Below are 16,104 nucleotides of genomic sequence, written 5' to 3'. Positions count from 1 at the left end.
TTGCCTTGGGAGCGGTACCATACAGGCAATGTTTAAACGAGAAAGGTGGGCTCCCATGGAACCTAAACAGTACTACATCGGCATCGACGTCGGCGGCACTTCGGTTAAGGAGGGCCTGTTCGACGAGGACGGAAACCTGCTTGCCAAGGCCAGCGTGCCCACGCCTCCCATCGTTGACGCTGCGGGCTTTGCCGCGGTGACCGAGGCTATCGACCAGGTGGTCGCCAAGGCGCAGATTCCGCGTGCCTTTGTGGCAGGCATTGGCCTGGCCGTTCCGTGCCCCATCCCGGCGTCGGGCGATGCCAAGGTCAAGGCCAACATTGCCATTAACCTGCCCGAGCTGAGGGTCGCCATTCAGGAGCACTGCCCCGATGCGGTCGTTAAGTATGAGAACGATGCCAACGCCGCTGCCATGGGCGAGGCCTGGCTCGGTTCTGCCAAGGGCGTGCAGAACGTGGTGATGGTCACCATCGGTACCGGCGTGGGCGGCGGCGTTATCGTTAACGGCGACGTGGTATCGGGCGTTGTGGGTGCCGGCGGCGAGATTGGCCACATGTGCCTGAACCCGGCCGAGGAGCGCACCTGCGGCTGTGGCGGCCATGGCCATCTGGAGCAGTATTCCAGCGCCACCGGCGTGGTGAGCAACTACCTTGCCGAGTGCAAGAAGGCGGGCGTCGAGCCCATTGAGCTCACCGGCCCCTCCGATTCCAAGGACGTGTTCCAGGCCTGCCGCGAGGGCGACAAGCTCGCGCTGGCCGCAGCCGACACCATGGCCGACTACCTTGGCCGCGCCCTGGCGCTTATCGCCAACGTGGTCGACCCCGAGATGTTCCTGATCGGTGGCGGCGCGTCCGCTTCGGCCGATGTTTATCTCGACAAGGTTCGCGAGCACTTTAAGCAGTACGCGCTCTCTGCCTCGCGCGAGACGCCCATTAAGGTCGCTTCGCTCGGAAACGACGCCGGCATCATCGGTGCCGCCTACGTAGCCCTGCGCGCCGCCGGTAAATAGTCGGTGCAGGAGGGCGGTGGTACAAGGGGGCAGACTTCGCCCCCAGGCTCGCCCCAAATTGCGCCGCGGCCCTTGCGTCTCATAAGGTTCGGCGCCAGCGTGCTACCATAGCTACGTCCAAGTACACATATCAAGTGGAGGATATCCATGGCAAACGTTCTTGTCTTTGGTCACCAGAACCCCGATAACGACGCCATCATGAGCGCCGTCGTCCTGTCCCAGCTGCTCAACCAGGTTGAGTATGCCGGCAACACCTACGAGGCCTGCGCCCTTGGTCAGCTTCCGGCCGAGTCCGCCAAGCTGCTCGCCGACGCCGGCATCGCCGAGCCCCGCGTGATCGAGTCCGTCGAGGCCGGTCAGCTCGTCGTCCTCACCGACCACAACGAGTCTGCCCAGTCCGTCGCCGGCCTTAAGGATGCCACGGTCTTTGGCGTTGTCGATCATCACCGCATTGGCGACTTCGAGACCGCCGGCCCGCTGCACTACATCTGCCTGCCCTGGGGCTCCAGCTGCACCATCGTCACCAAGCTCGCCGGCGTGCTCGGCGTTGAGCTTTCCGACGTCCAGGCCAAGCTGCTGCTCTCGGCCATGATGACCGATACGCTCATGCTCAAGAGCCCCACCACCACCGATGTCGACCGCGCCGTCGCCGCCAAGCTCGGCGAGCAGGTGGGCGTCGACCCGGTCAAGTTCGGCATGGAGGTCTTCCTCACCCGTCCGTCCGGCTCCTTCACCGCAGCCGAGATGGTCGGCAACGACATCAAGATGTTCGAGCCCGCCGGCAAGAAGCTGCTCATCGGCCAGTACGAGACTGTCGACAAGAGCCGCGCGCTCGGCATGATTGACGAGATCCGCGAGGCCATGCGCGCCTACGCCGCCGAGAAGGGTGCTGACGGCATTGTCCTGTGCATCACCGACATCATGGAGGAGGGCTCGCAGGTCCTGCTCGAGGGCGAGACCGAGGCTGCTCAGAAGGGCCTGGGCATTGCCGACGAGCACGACGGCGTCTGGATGCCGGGCGTCCTCTCCCGTAAGAAGCAGGTCGCTGCCCCCATCATGGCCGCCTGCTAGGTTTAGTTGACCGAACGCCACGACCGGATCGCGGACGCCCCGCGCTCCGGTCGTTTTTTGTGCATGCGCCGCGTCGTCTCTTGGACAGGCGTGCCCGTGCCGTTGAGCAAATAATGTTCAACCTGTGGTTCCGCTTTTCGGCCACGCCTGCGTGCTTGTCGTGCAGGGTAGGCTAGATGCAAGCGTAATACGTTAGAGCGCGGCGCCGCCACTTGGGCGGGCCGTGCTTTTTTAAGACGGGAGCTTTCCCGTGAAAGGAGCCGCCCATGGCAGCAACCGAGCAGCTGTTCAACGTCCGTGAGCGCAAGCGCTTTGAACGCCACGACATTTGGGAGCGCATCGCCGAGAACGGCACGATTTCCGCCGCGGTTATGGTCATCGCCGCCATCGCCGCCGTCATTTGCGCCAATACCGATGCCTACGAGGCCATCCATCACTTTTTGGAGACCCCGCTGTATGTGGGTCTGGGCAACCTTACGGCCGGTCTTACCGTTGAGCTTTTCGTCAACGACTTCCTCATGGCGATTTTCTTTTTGTTGGTGGGCATTGAGCTTAAGCACGAGATGACGGTCGGCGAGCTCAAGAATCCACGTCAGGCCATGCTTCCCATGCTGGCGGCCGTGGGCGGCGTCGTCGTTCCCGCCTGCATCTACCTGATCTTTAACCATGCCGGCGCCCGCAACGGTTGGGCCATCCCCATGGCAACCGATATTGCCTTTGCGCTGGGCGTGCTATCGCTTTTGGGCAACCGCGTGCCCAACGGCGTGCGCGTGTTCTTCTCGACGCTCGCCATTGCCGACGACCTCATCTCCATCGCCGCCATCGCCATCTTCTACGGTCAGAGCCCCAATCCGTTTTGGTTGGGCGCCGCCGCGCTTGTGACCTGCGCGCTCGTGTGGCTCAACAGGACGCAGCATTACCGCCTTGCCCCGTACTCGGTGCTGGGCCTGCTGCTGTGGTTCTGCATGTTCAAGAGCGGCGTGCACGCTACGCTTGCCGGCGTCATCCTGGCCTTCACCATCCCGGCCAAGTGCGGCGTCAAGCTCGATAGCCTCACTGATTGGTTGGGCGAGTGCCTGCCGCTGCTCGATGACCGCTACGACGACGAGGCGCACATCTTGGGCCAGCATGACTTTACCGTCTCGACCACCAGGGTCGAGCGCGTCATGCACCGCGTGACCCCGCCGCTCATCCGCATGGAGCGTCTGATCTCCACGCCGGTCAACTTTGTGATTCTGCCGATCTTTGCGTTCGTGAACGCACAGGTTCGCCTGGTGGGTGTGGATATGAGCACGTTGCTCACCGACCCGGTGACGCTCGGCGTGTACTTTGGCATGCTGCTGGGCAAGCCGATCGGCATCTTTGGCATGACGTTTGCCCTGGTTAAGTTTAGGGTCTGCGAGCTGCCGCATAACGTTAACTGGCACATGATTGCCGGTGTGGGCATTCTGGGCGGCATCGGCTTCACCATGTCGATCCTCATCAGCGGCCTTGCCTTCCCGACGGCCCAGTTTGAGGTTCTGGCTGCCAAGGCCGCCATCCTTGCCGGTTCGGTCACCGCTGCCGTGCTCGGTATGATCTACATGAGCGTGGCCTGCAAACACCCCGCGCCCAAAGACAAGTAAAAGCACATACAAGTTTGAAAACGCCGCCTGTGAACACCATCACAAGCGGCGTTTTAGTCATTGGGGACGTTCTTAAACGACTAGGTTTATTCCACCGTTCCGTAGACGGCGCCCCAGCCGTGGGCGGCAAGGGCGGAGTTGAGCTGGTCGCAAAGCGATTGGCGGTCGTAGTAGCCGGGCGGCAATAGGTTCACGATTTCCATGAGATCGGGCGCCAGGTCCAAGATCTCGGCCTGTACGATGAGATCCAGGCGGTCGATGGCGCGGCGGTCGTAAAACAGTCCGTCGACCAGGCGCTGCAGGTCGCCGAATTCCTCGGCCTGGAACGATCCGTATTCCATAGTGCCTCCTTGGGCGCCCCACGCCGGCATGCGCGGCGATTCATAATTCATTGCGATGAACTTAATCTATCACGGCTTCATGCCGTTGCGGCGGTGGCGGTCTATACTTAGACGAACTGCAACGTCCCGCTTCGCGAAAGGTCGCACCCATGCAGACGATCTACCAGAAGATGGAAACCACCGAACTCGATGCCGCCATCGAGGCACTAAAAGCCGAGGTCGCCGAGGTCAAGGCCAAGGGCCTGGCGCTCGACATGGCCCGCGGCAAGCCGTCGCCCTCCCAGGTGGACATCTCTCGACCCATGCTCGATATCCTCAATGCCGATGCCGATCTGCACGACGGCAACGTCGACTGCTCAAACTACGGTTGCTTTGAGGGCATTCCCTCGGCACGCAAGCTGGCGGGGGAGTTCCTGGGTTGCCCTGCCGAGCAGACGCTCGTACTGGGTTCGTCGAGCCTTCTGATCGAGCACGATATCGCCGGCATGTTTTGGCGCTGCGGTTCGTGCGGCAGCGAGCCTTGGGAGGCTTACGAGGCCGCGCACGACGGCAAGAAAGTCAAGTTCCTGTGCCCTGTTCCCGGCTACGACCGTCACTTTGGCATCACCGCCGACCTGGGTATCGAGAATGTCCCCGTCGCGATGACCGATAATGGCCCCGACATGGACGAGATCGAGCGCCTCGTTGCCGCCGACGATTCCATCAAGGGTATCTGGTGCGTGCCCAAGTATTCCAACCCCACGGGCATCACCTTTAGCGAGGACACCGTGCGTTGCCTGGTCGAGATGCCCACGGCCGCGCCCGATTTCCGCATCTTCTGGGACAACGCCTACTGCGTGCACGACCTGTACGACGAGACCGACGAGCTCGCAAACATCTTTGACCTCGCTCGCGCGGCGGGCACCGAGGACCGCGTGGTGGCCTTTGCCTCGACGTCCAAGATCACCTTCCCGGGCGCCGGCATCGGCTTTATCGGTGCGAGCCCCGCGGTTATCGCGGAGTTCTCCAAGCGTCTGAAGGCCGGCCTTATCAGCGCCGACAAGCTCAACCAGCTGCGTCACGTGCGCTTCCTTCCCACCATCGAGGCGGTCAAGGAGCACATGAAAAAGCATGCCGAGTTCTTGCGCCCACGCTTTGAGGCCGTCGAGCGCAAGCTCACCGAGGGCCTGGGCGACACGGGCTGCGCCACTTGGACGCATCCCCGCGGCGGCTACTTTGTGAGCTTTGATGGTCCCGAGGGCTCGGCCCAAAAGGTCGCAGCGCTTTGTGCCGACCTGGGCGTCAAGCTCACGCCGGCTGGTGCTACCTGGCCTTATGGCAAGGATCCGCGCGACACCAACATCCGCATCGCGCCGAGCTATCCCACGGTCGAGGACCTGGAGGCAGCACTCGACGTACTGGTGCTGGCCGTCAAGCTCGTCGCTGCCGAGCTCGCTCGTGCCGAGCGCGCCTAACGCCTAGGGCCCCGCAAGTCCGCGCCCAGTACTATCCGCATTTTCGATACGTAAAGGAGCGTATACATGGATTTGGGTATTTCCACCAACCCCACACCGGAGATCTACACCATTAAGGTGACCGGCGAGATCGATATCTCTAACGCCGATAGCCTGCGCAATGCCATTGACCTGGCGCTCGAGCAGCCCACTGAGGCCGTTGAGCTCGATTTTGCCCAGGTGAGCTACATCGATTCGACGGGCATTGGCGTGCTCGTGGGCGCCGCGCACCACGCGGTCGACCACGGTAAGCGCTTTAGCTGCACTAATGTGCAGCCCCAGGTGATGCGCGTGGTTCAGCTGCTGGGCGTCGACCAGGAGATTTCGATCACGGCGGCATAATCTTTGCCCCCAAAAGGGCGTGCCGTTTGGCATATGTTTGTGATGCGCTCGGACGTTTTGGCGTCCGGGCGCTATACTTGACCGAATGAATAGACGAGTTCCGGCCGAATGGCGCGGTGCGGGCTCGACTCACATCGAGCCTTGGAGGTATGTGTGTTTGGTATTGGAGAGGGTGAGCTCGCGATCATCGTGGTCTTCGGCTTTTTGCTGTTTGGCCCGGATAAGCTCCCGCAGATGGGCCGCACGATCGGCCGTGCCATCCGTCAGTTCCGCGAGACGCAGGAAAAGATGACGGCCGTTGTTCAGTCCGAGATCATCGATCCGGTAAGCGAGGCCGCGTCGGCTCCGGTCAAGCCCAAGAAGGCTGTCGTCGATGACGATTCCGATGCGGACGAGGATGCCGCCGGGACGGCTGCACCCGCAAAGAAGGAGACCTTTGCCGAGCGCCGTGCCCGCCTTGCCGCCGAGAAGGCTGCGAGCGAGGGTGCCACCGAGGGCGAAGGCGCTGCTGATGAGGCCGAGAGCGCCGAGCCCGCCAAGGCCGAGCCTGCTGCTGCCGCCGTCGAACCCGAGCCAGCTGCAGAGCCGGAGCCCAAGCCCGAGCCGGCAGAGCCCACGACGGCTGACCTCTACGCCCGTCGTCCCCGTAAGCGCAAGGCCGTCGTCGACCAGCTCGCTCGCGAGCTCGAGGGCGAGGACGACGCTGCTGCCGCCGACGCCCCGAAGGGAGGCGATGAGTAATGCCTATCGGACCTGCGCGAATGCCGCTTTTCGATCACCTGGGGGAACTCCGTCGCCGCCTGACCATCGTGGTCGTGTCGGTGTTTGCCGCCGCTATCGTGCTGTATTTCGCCACGCCTGTAGTGCTCGACATCCTGGAAGATCCCATCCGCTCCTTTGTGCCGGACGGTAAGTTCTACATCACTACCACGCTCGGCGGCTTTGGCTTGCGCTTCTCGCTGGCCATCAAGATGGCCGTGGTCATGTGCACGCCCATGATCATCTGGCAGATTCTGGCGTTTTTCCTGCCGGCGCTTCGCCCCAACGAGCGCAAGTGGGTCGTGCCCACGGTGCTCGCCTCGACGGTGTTGTTCTTCCTGGGCGCCATTTTCTGCTATTTCATCATCATTCCTGCGGGCTTTGAGTGGCTCATCGGCGAGACCTCGGCCGTCGCTACGGCGCTGCCCGATCTGGAGAACTACGTCAACATGGAGCTGCTCTTTATGATTGGCTTTGGCGTGGCGTTTGAGCTGCCGCTCATCATCTTCTACCTGTCCGTCTTCCACATCGTGTCCTACGCGGCCTTCCGCAGTGCCTGGCGTTATGTATACGTTGGCCTGCTTGTGGGCTCGGCTGTGATTACGCCCGACGGCTCGCCCGTTACGCTGGGGCTCATGTATGGCGCCCTGCTCTCGCTCTACGAGATTTCGCTCGCCATCGCTCGCGTGGTCATTACCGCGCGCGAGGGCAAGGAGGGCCTGTTTGTGAGTCGTCTGGACCTGTTCTCGGACGATGAGGACGACGAGGAGTAAATCGGTATGCACGAGGTTGGCATTGTCAACGGCATACTCGATACAGTGATTCGCGCGGCGCGTGGGGCGGGGGCCTCGCGCGCCGTTTTGGTAACGCTGCGTATCGGGGATATGACCGAGGTCGTGCGCGAGGCGCTCGACTTTGCCTGGGAGACGTTTCGCGACGAGGACCCGCTCACGCGCGGCTGCGAGCTTGCCGTGGAGGAGGTCCATCCACAAAGCGAGTGCCTGGACTGCGGCGAGGTCTTTGATCACGACCGTTTCCATTGTCGCTGTCCCCAGTGTGGCGGCTCCAACGTGCGTCTGCTGCACGGCCGCGAACTCGACATCGCAAGTATCGAGATCGAGACCCCCGACGATTAGCCCGCCAGCAACCTGGGGACGGGGTATAAATGGTAGAAGTAAGGAGCGCCGAGTATGGCCGAGAAAACGATTGATATCGCGTCGCCGATCCTGTCGCGCAACGAGCGCCTGGCAGATCAGCTGCGTCAGCGATTTAATGAGACAAACACCTACGTGATCAACGTCTTGTCGAGCCCCGGCTCGGGTAAGACAACAACGATTCTGGGCACCAACGAGCGCCTGCGCGACAAGGCCGGCTTGCGCTGCGCCGTCATCGAAGGCGATATCGCCTCGGACGTCGACGCCATCACCATGAAGGAAGCCGGCATGCCTGCCATCCAGATCAACACGGGCGGCCTGTGCCACCTCGAGGGCAACATGATCATGGAGGCCGTTGACGCGTTCGACCAGGCCGTGGGTCTGGAAAACATCGACGTCATCTTTATCGAAAACGTGGGTAACCTGGTCTGCCCAGTCGACTTTGACCTGGGCGAAAACCTGTCCATCATGATTCTCTCGGTGCCCGAGGGCGACGACAAGCCCATCAAGTACCCGGGCATCTTTCAGCACGCCGGCGCGCAGCTGCTCAACAAGGTCGATGTGGCCCCGGCTTTCGATTTTGACATGGATAGGTATACTAAGACACTCGATGGCCTCAATCCGCAGGCGCCGCGGTTTGCCGTGAGCGCGCACAAGGGCGAGGGCATGGATGCCTGGTGCGATTGGCTCATCGGGCAGATTGAGCAAGCAAGGGCGTAAGTCGGCCGCCATACGGGCGGGCGTAGCCGCAGAGATACGAGATAGGAGCCTCTTTTGAAGCTCATCATCGCCGAGAAAAACGACGCCGCGCGTCAGATTGCCGAGCGTCTGTCCACGGGCAAGCCCAAAAAGGACAAGGTGTACAACACCGCCATCTACCGTTTTGAGTGGAAGGGCGAGGAGTGCGTGACCATCGGCCTTGCCGGTCACATCCTAGCGCCCGATTTTTGCGACAGCGTGCTGTTCGATAAAAAGCTGGGCTGGTATTCGGTCACCGAGGACGGCGAGATGCTGCCGGCCGACATACCCGATGGCCTGGCGCGTCCGCCCTACGACACCAAGCGCAAGCCGTTTCTTGCCGATGGCATCTCAATCAAGGGCTGGAAACTCGAGAGCCTGCCTTACCTCACCTGGGCGCCCGTCATTAAGCTACCGGCCGAGAAGGAACTCATTCGTTCGCTCAAGAACCTCGCCAAGAAGTCCGACAGTGTCATCATCGCCACGGACTTCGATCGCGAGGGCGAGCTGATCGGTTCGGACGCCCTCAACAAGGTGCGCGAGGTTGCGCCCGACCTGCCGGTCGCCCGCGCCCAGTATTCTTCGTTTACCAAGGCCGAGATCACGCAGGCCTTCGATAATCTCGTCTCGCTCGACCAGAATCTGGCCGACGCCGGCGAGAGCCGCCAGCACATCGACCTCATTTGGGGTGCGGTGCTCACGCGCTACCTGACGCTCGCCAAGTTTGGCGGCTTTGGTAACGTGCGCTCTGCCGGCCGTGTGCAGACGCCGACGCTTGCCCTGGTGGTCGAGCGCGAGCGCGAGCGCATGGCGTTTGTGCCCGAGGACTATTGGCAGATCCGCGGCATGGGCGCCGCACAGGGTGCTGCCGAGGACGACCGCTTTAAGATTGCGCACAAGACGGCGCGCTTTACCGACAAGGATGCTGCTGAGGCGGCGTACGGCCACGTTGACGGCGTTGCGACGGCAACCGTCGCCGCGGTGACCAAGCGTTCGCGCAAGCAGCAGCCGCCCACGCCGTTTGCGACCACCTCGCTGCAGGCTGCCGCCGCAGCCGAGGGCATCTCACCTGCGCGTACCATGCGCATCGCCGAGTCCCTCTACATGGCCGGTCTCATCAGCTACCCGCGTGTCGACAATACCGTGTACCCTGCGACGCTCGATCTGGGCGCCGTGGTGAGCGACCTTGCAAAGATCAACCCGGCGCTGGCGCCCGTGTGCAAAAAGGTGCTCGCCGGCCCCATGAAGCCCACGCGCGGCAAAGTCGAAACCACCGACCACCCGCCTATCTATCCCACGGGCGAGGGCGATCCGTCCGCGCTCGACGGTGGCCAGCGCAAGCTCTACGACCTCATCGCCCGTCGCTTCCTGGCAACGCTCATGGGTCCCGCGACCATCGAGAACACCAAGCTCGAGCTCGACGTCAATGGTGAGCCGTTCGTGGCTTCGGGCGATGTGCTCGTGACCCCGGGTTTCCGTGAGGCGTATCCGTATGGACTCAAGCGCGACGAGCAGATGCCGCCGCTGGAGCAGGGCGATGCGGTCGACGTGTTCGACATTAAGCTCGAGGCCAAGCAGACCGAGCCGCCCGCACGCTACAGCCAGGGCAAGCTCGTGCAGGAGATGGAGAAGCGCGGCCTGGGCACCAAGTCCACGCGCGCGAGCATCATCGAGCGCCTGTACGCCGTGCGCTATCTCAAAAATGATCCCGTTGAGCCGAGCCAGCTGGGTATCGCCATCATCGATGCGCTGTCGCAGTTTGCCCCGCGCATCACGAGCCCCGATATGACCAGCGAGCTCGACGGCGACATGACCCGTGTGGAGCGCGGCGAGGATACCGAAGAGCATGTCGTGATGCACTCGCGCGCGCTGCTGGCTGGCGTGCTCGACGAGCTGCTCAAGCACACGCAGGAGCTGGGCGACGCCATCAGCGACGCCGTCACGGCCGATGCGCGCGTGGGAGCTTGCCCCAAGTGCGGCAAGGACCTGGTTATGAAGACGAGCGCCAAGACCCGTGGCAGCTTCATTGGCTGCATGGGCTGGCCCGACTGCGATGTGACCTATCCGGTGCCGAGCGGCGTCAAGGTGAGTCCGCTCGAGGGCGAGGCGGCCGTGTGCCCCGAGTGCGGCGCGCCGCGCATTAAATGCCAGCCGTTCCGTCAGAAGGCTTTCGAGATCTGCGTGAACCCCACGTGCCCCACCAACTACGAGCCCGACCTTAAGGTGGGCGAGTGCAAGGTGTGTGCCGAGGCCGGACGTCATGGCGACCTGATCGCGCACAAGAGTGAGAAGAGCGGCAAGCGCTTTATCCGCTGCACCAACTACGATGACTGCGGCGTGAGCTATCCTCTGCCGGCGCGCGGTAAGCTCGAGGCGACGGGTGAGACCTGCCCCGAGTGCGGCGCCCCCATCGTGGTGGTCAACACGGCGCGCGGCCCGTGGCGTATCTGCGTCAACATGGACTGCCCGACCAAGGAGAAGAAGCCCGCCCGCGGCCGCAAGACCACGACTAAGGCGAGCACGGCCAAGAAGACGACGGCGGCCAAGAAGACGACGGCTAAGAAAGCCACTGCCGCCAAGAAGACGACCGCGAAGAAGTCGACTACCAAGAAAGTAGCCTCCGACAAGTAACGGCGCGGTCGAAACATTGCCTAAAAAACGAGCGAGGACCCCACGATCCTCGCTCGTTTTTTTGACCGGCAGTTAGGGACGTTCCTTTTCTGCCGGCAGTTTAGGAACGTCCCTAACTGCCGGCTCGGGAACGACAAAGCGCTAGTTCACTTCGACGGGTTTGGCGCCGGGATAGCGCTCCTCAAAGTCTAGGCGATACTTATTGTCATTGGTGCCCGCCACGTTGTCGCGCGACAGCGGCGCCACGATCTCATTCTTGTGGTCCGCAGGCTTGGCGTATTTCAGGCTGATCTCCCAGGCATCACAGATTGCGTCAATGCGGTGATCCAGGTCGTCGTACAGGGCGATGATGTCCTTCCAGGAACTGTAGTTCTTGGAGCTCGTCGGGACGTCCAGGTCCTCGACGATGTCGTAATACTGCTCGATGGTGTCCTCTGTGCGCTCGGCGACGTCGGCGAGATTTTGACGGGTGGTGCGATCTTCTTCCAGATAGCTGCCGTTGAAGTTCTGCGCGCAGCCACGGACGTAGTTGTCGAGGTCTTCGAGCAAGTCGTAGTATTCGCTCAGTCGGCGGTAGAGGTTCTGCTCGGAGAGCGTTGCTTCGCCGCCATCCTCGTCGTCATCGTCATCATCGTCGTACAGGCTGTTGGGATCGCCGAGAGGCTTTAGGTCATCGTCGTCGACGTCATGGTGCAGCTTAGCTACCTCGGCAGTCGTCTGCGTGGCGGCGTTGTCGAAAGGCTTGATCACAAAGAAAACGACCAGGGCGATGATGATCGCCACCAGCACAACGATAACGGCGATAAGCGGCCCGGTGCCGCTCTTTTTGGGAGCGGGGGTCTGTGGCGAAGCGGGCGCGTATGCGGGAGCCGGCTGCTGTTGGGGCGAGCCGCTCGCGACGGGTATGCGCTGCGTGGTCTCGACGGCCGCGGGGCCTGCGGCGAGGTCGGGGCGATAGGCGAGGGGGTCGTCCGCCTTGGCTTGCGGCGTATCGAGGGAACCGGTCTGCTCAAAAGCGGGCTGGCTATCGCTCGCGGTTGTTTGTTCAACGGATGCACCGCACGAGGTGCAGAACTTGGCATTATCTGCAAGAAGCTTGCCGCACGAGGCGCAATACCGAGACATTGCCACTCCTTTCGCCACATTTCAATGCAATACGACGATTATACCCAGCACCCCAAAAAGCCGGCAGTTGGGACGTTCCTTTTCGGCCGGCAGTTTAGGAACGTCCCTAACTGCCGCCTGAGTAGCCATTGGCTAGGTGGGATTTGGGACGCGCCGAGCACTGGGGTATCATGGCTTGGTTGCTATAACTCGCATTTACGCGCCTTGTAGGAAGGGGCTGCGCCCATGGCTTTTGAGCCCGCTCAACATAGCTTTATCACGCTCGAGGGCGTTGATGGCGCCGGCAAGTCCACGCAGGCGCGCTTGCTTGCCCGCGCGCTCGAACTCGCTGGCTACCAGGTTGTGAGCCTGCGCGAGCCGGGCGGCACCGCCATCAGCGAAAAGATCCGCGCCCTGCTGCTCGATCCCGCCAACACGGCCATGGGAGATACCTGCGAGCTGCTGCTCTACGAGGCCGCACGCGCCCAGCTGGTGCACGAGGTCATAGCTCCCGCCCTCGCGGCCGGCAAGGTGGTCCTGTGCGACCGCTTCTACGATTCCACGACCTGCTACCAGGCGTTTGCCGACGGCCTCGATCGCCAGATGGTGCGCGACGCCAACAACCTGGCCGTCGCGGGTACGCACCCGGCTCTCACACTCGTCTATCGCATCACGCCCGAGCAGGCGGCGCTGCGCATGGCCGCCCGTGGTGCGGCCGACCGCATGGAGGCCAAGGGCATGGCCTTCCAAGAGCGCGTCTACCAGGGATTTTGCGCCATTGCCGCCGAGGAACCAAACCGCGTAAAGCTCATCGACGCGACCGCGTCCATCGAGGACGTCTTCGCGCAGACGGTCGAGCAGGTTCGCGTCTACGGCCTCGACATTCCGCAAGATGCCGTCGCTGCCGCGCTAGCCCAGGAGGCCGAGTAATATGGCCCCCGCTCAGGCAAGCCTGCTGGCCAAGCTCGACACCCAACAGCGCGTGCGCGACTTTTTGACCAACGCCATCGCAAGCGGCCGCGCATCGCACGCCTACCTGTTCTTGGGCGCGCTCGGCGCGGGCAAGCTCGACGCCGCGTGGGCGCTCGCCCAAGCCTTCCTGTGCGAGCAGGACGGCTGCGGCTCATGCGATGGCTGCGTGCGCGTCGCCCGCCATACGCACCCCGATGTGCACTATTACACGCCCGAGAGCGCCACGGGCTACCTCATCGCCCAGACCCGCGAGCTGCTCGACGACGTGCCGCTGGCGCCCATCCGTGCCAAGGCCAAGGTCTACATCATCGACCGTGCCGAGCAGCTGCGCGCCAACACCGCCAACGCACTGCTCAAAACGCTCGAGGAGCCGCCCGAGGGCGTTATGTTTATCTTGCTGGGCACCTCGGCAGACGTGATGTTGCCCACTATCGTGAGCCGCTGCCAGTGCGTGCCGTTTCGGCTGGTATCGCCCGCCGTCGCCGCGCAGGCCGTGAGCCGCGCCACCGGTCAGGACCCTGCGCGTTGCCGCATGGCCGTCGCCGTGGCGGGAAGCCCCACGCGTGGCATCGAGTTCCTCAAGAGCGCTGAGCGCCAGGACGCCCGCCGTCAGATGGTTCGCGCCATCGATTCGCTTATCGCCGCCGACGAGGCCGACGTGCTCAGCCGCGCCAAGTCGCTCATCGTCGCCGTTAAGGCGCCGCTCGCCGAGGTCAAGTCCACGCAGGAAAAGGTGCTCGAGCAAAACGCCGACTACCTGTCGCGTGGAGCATTGAAGCAGCTTGAGGACCGCAACAAGCGCGAACTCAACGCGCGCGAGCGTTCGGGTATCATGGAAGCGCTGGCGAGCGCGCGGACGCTCATGCGCGACGTGCTGCTGACGCTTCAGGACGAGGCGGCCGACGTGGTGAACGAAGACGTGCGCGACACGATCGGTCGGCTTGCCGCCGCGACCAATGTTGCGGGTGCCACCCGGGCGCTCGAGGCAGTCGCGACCGCCGAGCGCAACATCGCCAGAAACGTTACTCCCCAGCTGGCCATCGAGGTCATGCTGTTCGATATCAGGAAGGCACTGAAATGCCGTTAGTCGTACCCGTTAAGTTTACCTACGCCTCGCGCGACCTGTGGTTCGATCCGCAGGATCTGGATATCCTCGAGGCCGATTATGCCATTTGCTCCACCGAGCGCGGAACCGAGATCGGCCTGGTCACTGCCGATCCCTTTGAGGTGCCGCAAGATGAGATCGGTCAGCCGCTCAAGCCCGTGCTGCGTGTGGCGAGCGGCATCGACCTGCAGCTTGCCGACGACCTGGCCATCCAGGGCGACGAGGCCATGGTCGACTTCCGCCGCCTGGTCAAGGAGCTCGACCTCGAGATGAAGCCGGTCGGCGTCGAGTACCTGTTTGGCGGCGAGAAGGCCGTGTTCTACTTTGCGGCCGAGGAGCGCGTCGATTTTCGCCAGCTCGTCAAGGATCTGTCCTCGACGCTGCATATTCGCGTCGACATGCGCCAGATCGGCGTGCGCGACGAGACCCGCCTGGTGGGCGGCTATGCCCAGTGCGGCCAGGAGCTCTGTTGCACGCGCTTTGGCGGACAGTTTGAGCCCGTCTCGATCCGCATGGCAAAAGAGCAGGACCTACCGCTCAACTCGTCCAAGATTAGCGGCGTTTGCGGCCGCCTGATGTGCTGCCTGCGTTATGAGTTCGAGGCGTACAAGGACTTTAAGAGCCGTGCGCCTAAAAAGAAGACGCTCATCGATACGCCGCTTGGCAAGGCGCGTATTCAGGAATATGACACGCCGCGTGAGCAGCTGGTGCTGCGCCTGGAGAACGGCAAAGTCTTTAAGGTCAACCTGGCCGATATGACGTGCTCGGAGGGCTGCAAAAAGAAGGCCGCCGAGCAGGGCTGCAACTGCCGCCCCGATTGCGTGACGCGCGACGTGCTCGAGCGTATTGAGTCGCCCGAGATGCGCCTGGCGCTCATGGAGCTCGATCGCGAGAACGGCGTCGACGTGGGCGATGGCCTGTCGAGTGCCGACCGTCTGGCCGGCACTTCGATGCCCAAGCGCCGTCGTCGCGATGCCGAATCCGATGCGCGCACCGCTCAGGGCCAGGGCGAGGGTCGTGGCCGCGGAAAGGGTCGTGGCAAGGCCGAGGCGCCCGAGGCCGAGGGGGCGGCCGATGGCCGTCGCCGCCGCAAGCGCGCGGGCTCGGGCGATGCTACCGAGGCTGCAGCCGCGGGCAAGAACGCCTCTCGCGAGCGCGAGGTTCAGCAGCCCCAACAGCAGAATCGCGGCGGTGGCATGAACCCCACACGTCGCCGCCGCCGTCATCTGTCGAGCGAGGAGCGCGAGGACGCCTTCCGCGCCGCAGCTGCTCGCGAGGCTGGTGCCGCTTCCAAGGGCCCCTCGGCCTCCGATGCGCCTGCCGACAAGGGCGGCAAGTCACGTGGCGAGGAGGAGCGCGCGCCGCGTCCGCGCCGTCGCCATTCCTCGGGCGCGCAACAGAAGCCCTCAGTGCCCTCCGTGGCCGATCAGGTCTCGGATGGCGAGGTCAAGGTCACGCGCCGTCGTCCCGGAGATGGCGGGGGAGCGGCTGCCAAGGCTTCGCGTGGCGCCGCTCGCGACGAGCGCGAGCCGCGCGAGGATCGCGGTGGCGAGGGCTCGGCCGACCAGGGTCAAAAGCGCCGTCGCCGTCGCCGTTCCCGCAAGCCGCGCCAGGATGGTGGCGAGGGCTCGACCCCGTCTTCGTCCACACCACAACCGCCCGCCGGCGAATAACGCCCGCGAGCGGATTTAGCCCGCCTTGCCCCGAGCACATCGGGGTATCATAGCGCCGAATCAACAACCCTCCCTGCGACCGAACGT

The 16,104-nt window shown here is 63.3% G+C and carries 15 protein-coding genes; 13 read left to right on the top strand and 2 right to left on the bottom strand.

Annotation, left to right across the window (positions count from 1 at the left end; translation table 11 throughout):
• Window positions 1-55: 55 nt before the first annotated feature.
• The 3 genes from DWY51_RS03785 to nhaA all read left to right on the top strand — a co-directional run bounded on the left by DWY51_RS03785 (window position 56) and on the right by nhaA (window position 3,705).
• Window positions 56-1,009, top strand: coding sequence for an ROK family protein (locus tag DWY51_RS03785; RefSeq protein ID WP_117820909.1), 954 nt, complete (start codon window positions 56-58; stop codon window positions 1,007-1,009).
• A gap of 147 nt (window positions 1,010-1,156) precedes the next feature.
• Window positions 1,157-2,080, top strand: a complete 924-nt coding sequence (locus DWY51_RS03780) for a manganese-dependent inorganic pyrophosphatase (RefSeq protein WP_006235927.1) — start codon at window positions 1,157-1,159, stop codon at window positions 2,078-2,080.
• Window positions 2,081-2,346: 266 nt separating this feature from the next.
• On the top strand, window positions 2,347-3,705 hold the full coding sequence (gene nhaA / locus DWY51_RS03775; protein ID WP_117769923.1) for a Na+/H+ antiporter NhaA: 1,359 nt from the start codon (window positions 2,347-2,349) through the stop codon (window positions 3,703-3,705).
• A gap of 86 nt (window positions 3,706-3,791) precedes the next feature.
• On the opposite strand, the gene DWY51_RS03770 is transcribed toward nhaA, so the two are convergent.
• Window positions 3,792-4,046 carry a hypothetical protein gene (locus DWY51_RS03770; protein WP_040359778.1) on the bottom strand — a complete coding sequence of 85 codons (255 nt, stop codon included), beginning with the start codon at window positions 4,044-4,046 and terminating at the stop codon, window positions 3,792-3,794.
• Between the two features lie 149 nt (window positions 4,047-4,195).
• On the opposite strand from DWY51_RS03770, the gene DWY51_RS03765 reads away from it, so the two are divergent.
• The 7 genes from DWY51_RS03765 to DWY51_RS03735 all read left to right on the top strand — a co-directional run bounded on the left by DWY51_RS03765 (window position 4,196) and on the right by DWY51_RS03735 (window position 11,163).
• Window positions 4,196-5,500, top strand: a complete 1,305-nt coding sequence (locus DWY51_RS03765) for an aminotransferase class I/II-fold pyridoxal phosphate-dependent enzyme (protein WP_117769922.1) — start codon at window positions 4,196-4,198, stop codon at window positions 5,498-5,500.
• A gap of 66 nt (window positions 5,501-5,566) precedes the next feature.
• Window positions 5,567-5,881, top strand: coding sequence for an STAS domain-containing protein (locus DWY51_RS03760; RefSeq protein ID WP_117769921.1), 315 nt, complete (start codon window positions 5,567-5,569; stop codon window positions 5,879-5,881).
• A gap of 153 nt (window positions 5,882-6,034) precedes the next feature.
• The gene (locus DWY51_RS03755; protein ID WP_199411360.1) at window positions 6,035-6,622 is read left to right on the top strand and encodes a twin-arginine translocase TatA/TatE family subunit; all 588 of its coding nucleotides are present in this window, start codon (window positions 6,035-6,037) and stop codon (window positions 6,620-6,622) included.
• Window positions 6,622-7,413 (top strand): twin-arginine translocase subunit TatC, encoded by a 792-nt coding sequence (gene tatC / locus DWY51_RS03750; protein ID WP_055285525.1) that lies wholly within the window; start codon window positions 6,622-6,624, stop codon window positions 7,411-7,413. The genes DWY51_RS03755 and tatC overlap by 1 nt, the downstream gene beginning before the upstream one ends.
• Before the next feature lie 6 nt (window positions 7,414-7,419).
• Window positions 7,420-7,776 (top strand): hydrogenase maturation nickel metallochaperone HypA, encoded by a 357-nt coding sequence (gene hypA / locus DWY51_RS03745; protein ID WP_117769919.1) that lies wholly within the window; start codon window positions 7,420-7,422, stop codon window positions 7,774-7,776.
• Between the two features lie 54 nt (window positions 7,777-7,830).
• A complete protein-coding gene (gene hypB, locus DWY51_RS03740; RefSeq protein WP_117769918.1) occupies window positions 7,831-8,514 on the top strand; it encodes a hydrogenase nickel incorporation protein HypB in 684 nt (227 codons plus the stop codon).
• A gap of 54 nt (window positions 8,515-8,568) precedes the next feature.
• Window positions 8,569-11,163: a DNA topoisomerase I gene (locus DWY51_RS03735; RefSeq protein ID WP_117769917.1), complete on the top strand. Its 2,595-nt coding sequence runs from the start codon at window positions 8,569-8,571 to the stop codon at window positions 11,161-11,163.
• Window positions 11,164-11,304: 141 nt separating this feature from the next.
• On the opposite strand, the gene DWY51_RS03730 is transcribed toward DWY51_RS03735, so the two are convergent.
• Complete coding sequence (locus DWY51_RS03730; RefSeq protein ID WP_117769916.1) at window positions 11,305-12,288, bottom strand: zinc-ribbon domain-containing protein; 984 nt, start codon at window positions 12,286-12,288, stop codon at window positions 11,305-11,307.
• 225 nt (window positions 12,289-12,513) lie between these two features.
• Between DWY51_RS03730 and tmk the strand changes: the two genes are divergently transcribed.
• Genes tmk through DWY51_RS03715 form a run of 3 tightly spaced genes read left to right on the top strand, consistent with a single transcriptional unit; the run spans window position 12,514 to window position 16,017 of the window.
• On the top strand, window positions 12,514-13,197 hold the full coding sequence (tmk, locus tag DWY51_RS03725) for a dTMP kinase (protein WP_117769915.1): 684 nt from the start codon (window positions 12,514-12,516) through the stop codon (window positions 13,195-13,197).
• 1 nt (window position 13,198) lies between these two features.
• The gene (locus DWY51_RS03720; protein ID WP_117769914.1) at window positions 13,199-14,326 is read left to right on the top strand and encodes an ATP-binding protein; all 1,128 of its coding nucleotides are present in this window, start codon (window positions 13,199-13,201) and stop codon (window positions 14,324-14,326) included.
• Window positions 14,317-16,017 carry a regulatory iron-sulfur-containing complex subunit RicT gene (locus tag DWY51_RS03715; protein WP_117769913.1) on the top strand — a complete coding sequence of 567 codons (1,701 nt, stop codon included), beginning with the start codon at window positions 14,317-14,319 and terminating at the stop codon, window positions 16,015-16,017. Before DWY51_RS03720 ends, DWY51_RS03715 begins: the two co-directional genes overlap by 10 nt.
• Window positions 16,018-16,104 lie beyond the last annotated feature (87 nt).

The sequence above is a fragment of the Collinsella sp. AF25-2LB genome, from assembly GCF_003458415.1.
In the GTDB taxonomy this organism is placed as follows: Bacteria; Actinomycetota; Coriobacteriia; order Coriobacteriales; family Coriobacteriaceae; genus Collinsella.
The sequence above is the reverse complement of the archived record's forward strand: the minus strand, read 5'-3'. Positions and strand labels throughout refer to the sequence as shown.

Excerpts from the sequence above, each read along its gene's own strand:
- DWY51_RS03785 (WP_117820909.1), top strand. The coding sequence starts at position 56 with ATGGAACCTAAACAGTACTACATCGGCATCGACGTCGGCGGCACTTCG.
- DWY51_RS03780 (WP_006235927.1), top strand. The coding sequence starts at position 1,157 with ATGGCAAACGTTCTTGTCTTTGGTCACCAGAACCCCGATAACGACGCC.
- nhaA (WP_117769923.1), top strand. The coding sequence starts at position 2,347 with ATGGCAGCAACCGAGCAGCTGTTCAACGTCCGTGAGCGCAAGCGCTTT.
- DWY51_RS03770 (WP_040359778.1), bottom strand. The coding sequence starts at position 4,046 with ATGGAATACGGATCGTTCCAGGCCGAGGAATTCGGCGACCTGCAGCGC.
- DWY51_RS03765 (WP_117769922.1), top strand. The coding sequence starts at position 4,196 with ATGCAGACGATCTACCAGAAGATGGAAACCACCGAACTCGATGCCGCC.
- DWY51_RS03760 (WP_117769921.1), top strand. The coding sequence starts at position 5,567 with ATGGATTTGGGTATTTCCACCAACCCCACACCGGAGATCTACACCATT.
- tatC (WP_055285525.1), top strand. The coding sequence starts at position 6,622 with ATGCCTATCGGACCTGCGCGAATGCCGCTTTTCGATCACCTGGGGGAA.
- hypA (WP_117769919.1), top strand. The coding sequence starts at position 7,420 with ATGCACGAGGTTGGCATTGTCAACGGCATACTCGATACAGTGATTCGC.
- hypB (WP_117769918.1), top strand. The coding sequence starts at position 7,831 with ATGGCCGAGAAAACGATTGATATCGCGTCGCCGATCCTGTCGCGCAAC.
- DWY51_RS03730 (WP_117769916.1), bottom strand. The coding sequence starts at position 12,288 with ATGTCTCGGTATTGCGCCTCGTGCGGCAAGCTTCTTGCAGATAATGCC.
- tmk (WP_117769915.1), top strand. The coding sequence starts at position 12,514 with ATGGCTTTTGAGCCCGCTCAACATAGCTTTATCACGCTCGAGGGCGTT.
- DWY51_RS03720 (WP_117769914.1), top strand. The coding sequence starts at position 13,199 with ATGGCCCCCGCTCAGGCAAGCCTGCTGGCCAAGCTCGACACCCAACAG.
- DWY51_RS03715 (WP_117769913.1), top strand. The coding sequence starts at position 14,317 with ATGCCGTTAGTCGTACCCGTTAAGTTTACCTACGCCTCGCGCGACCTG.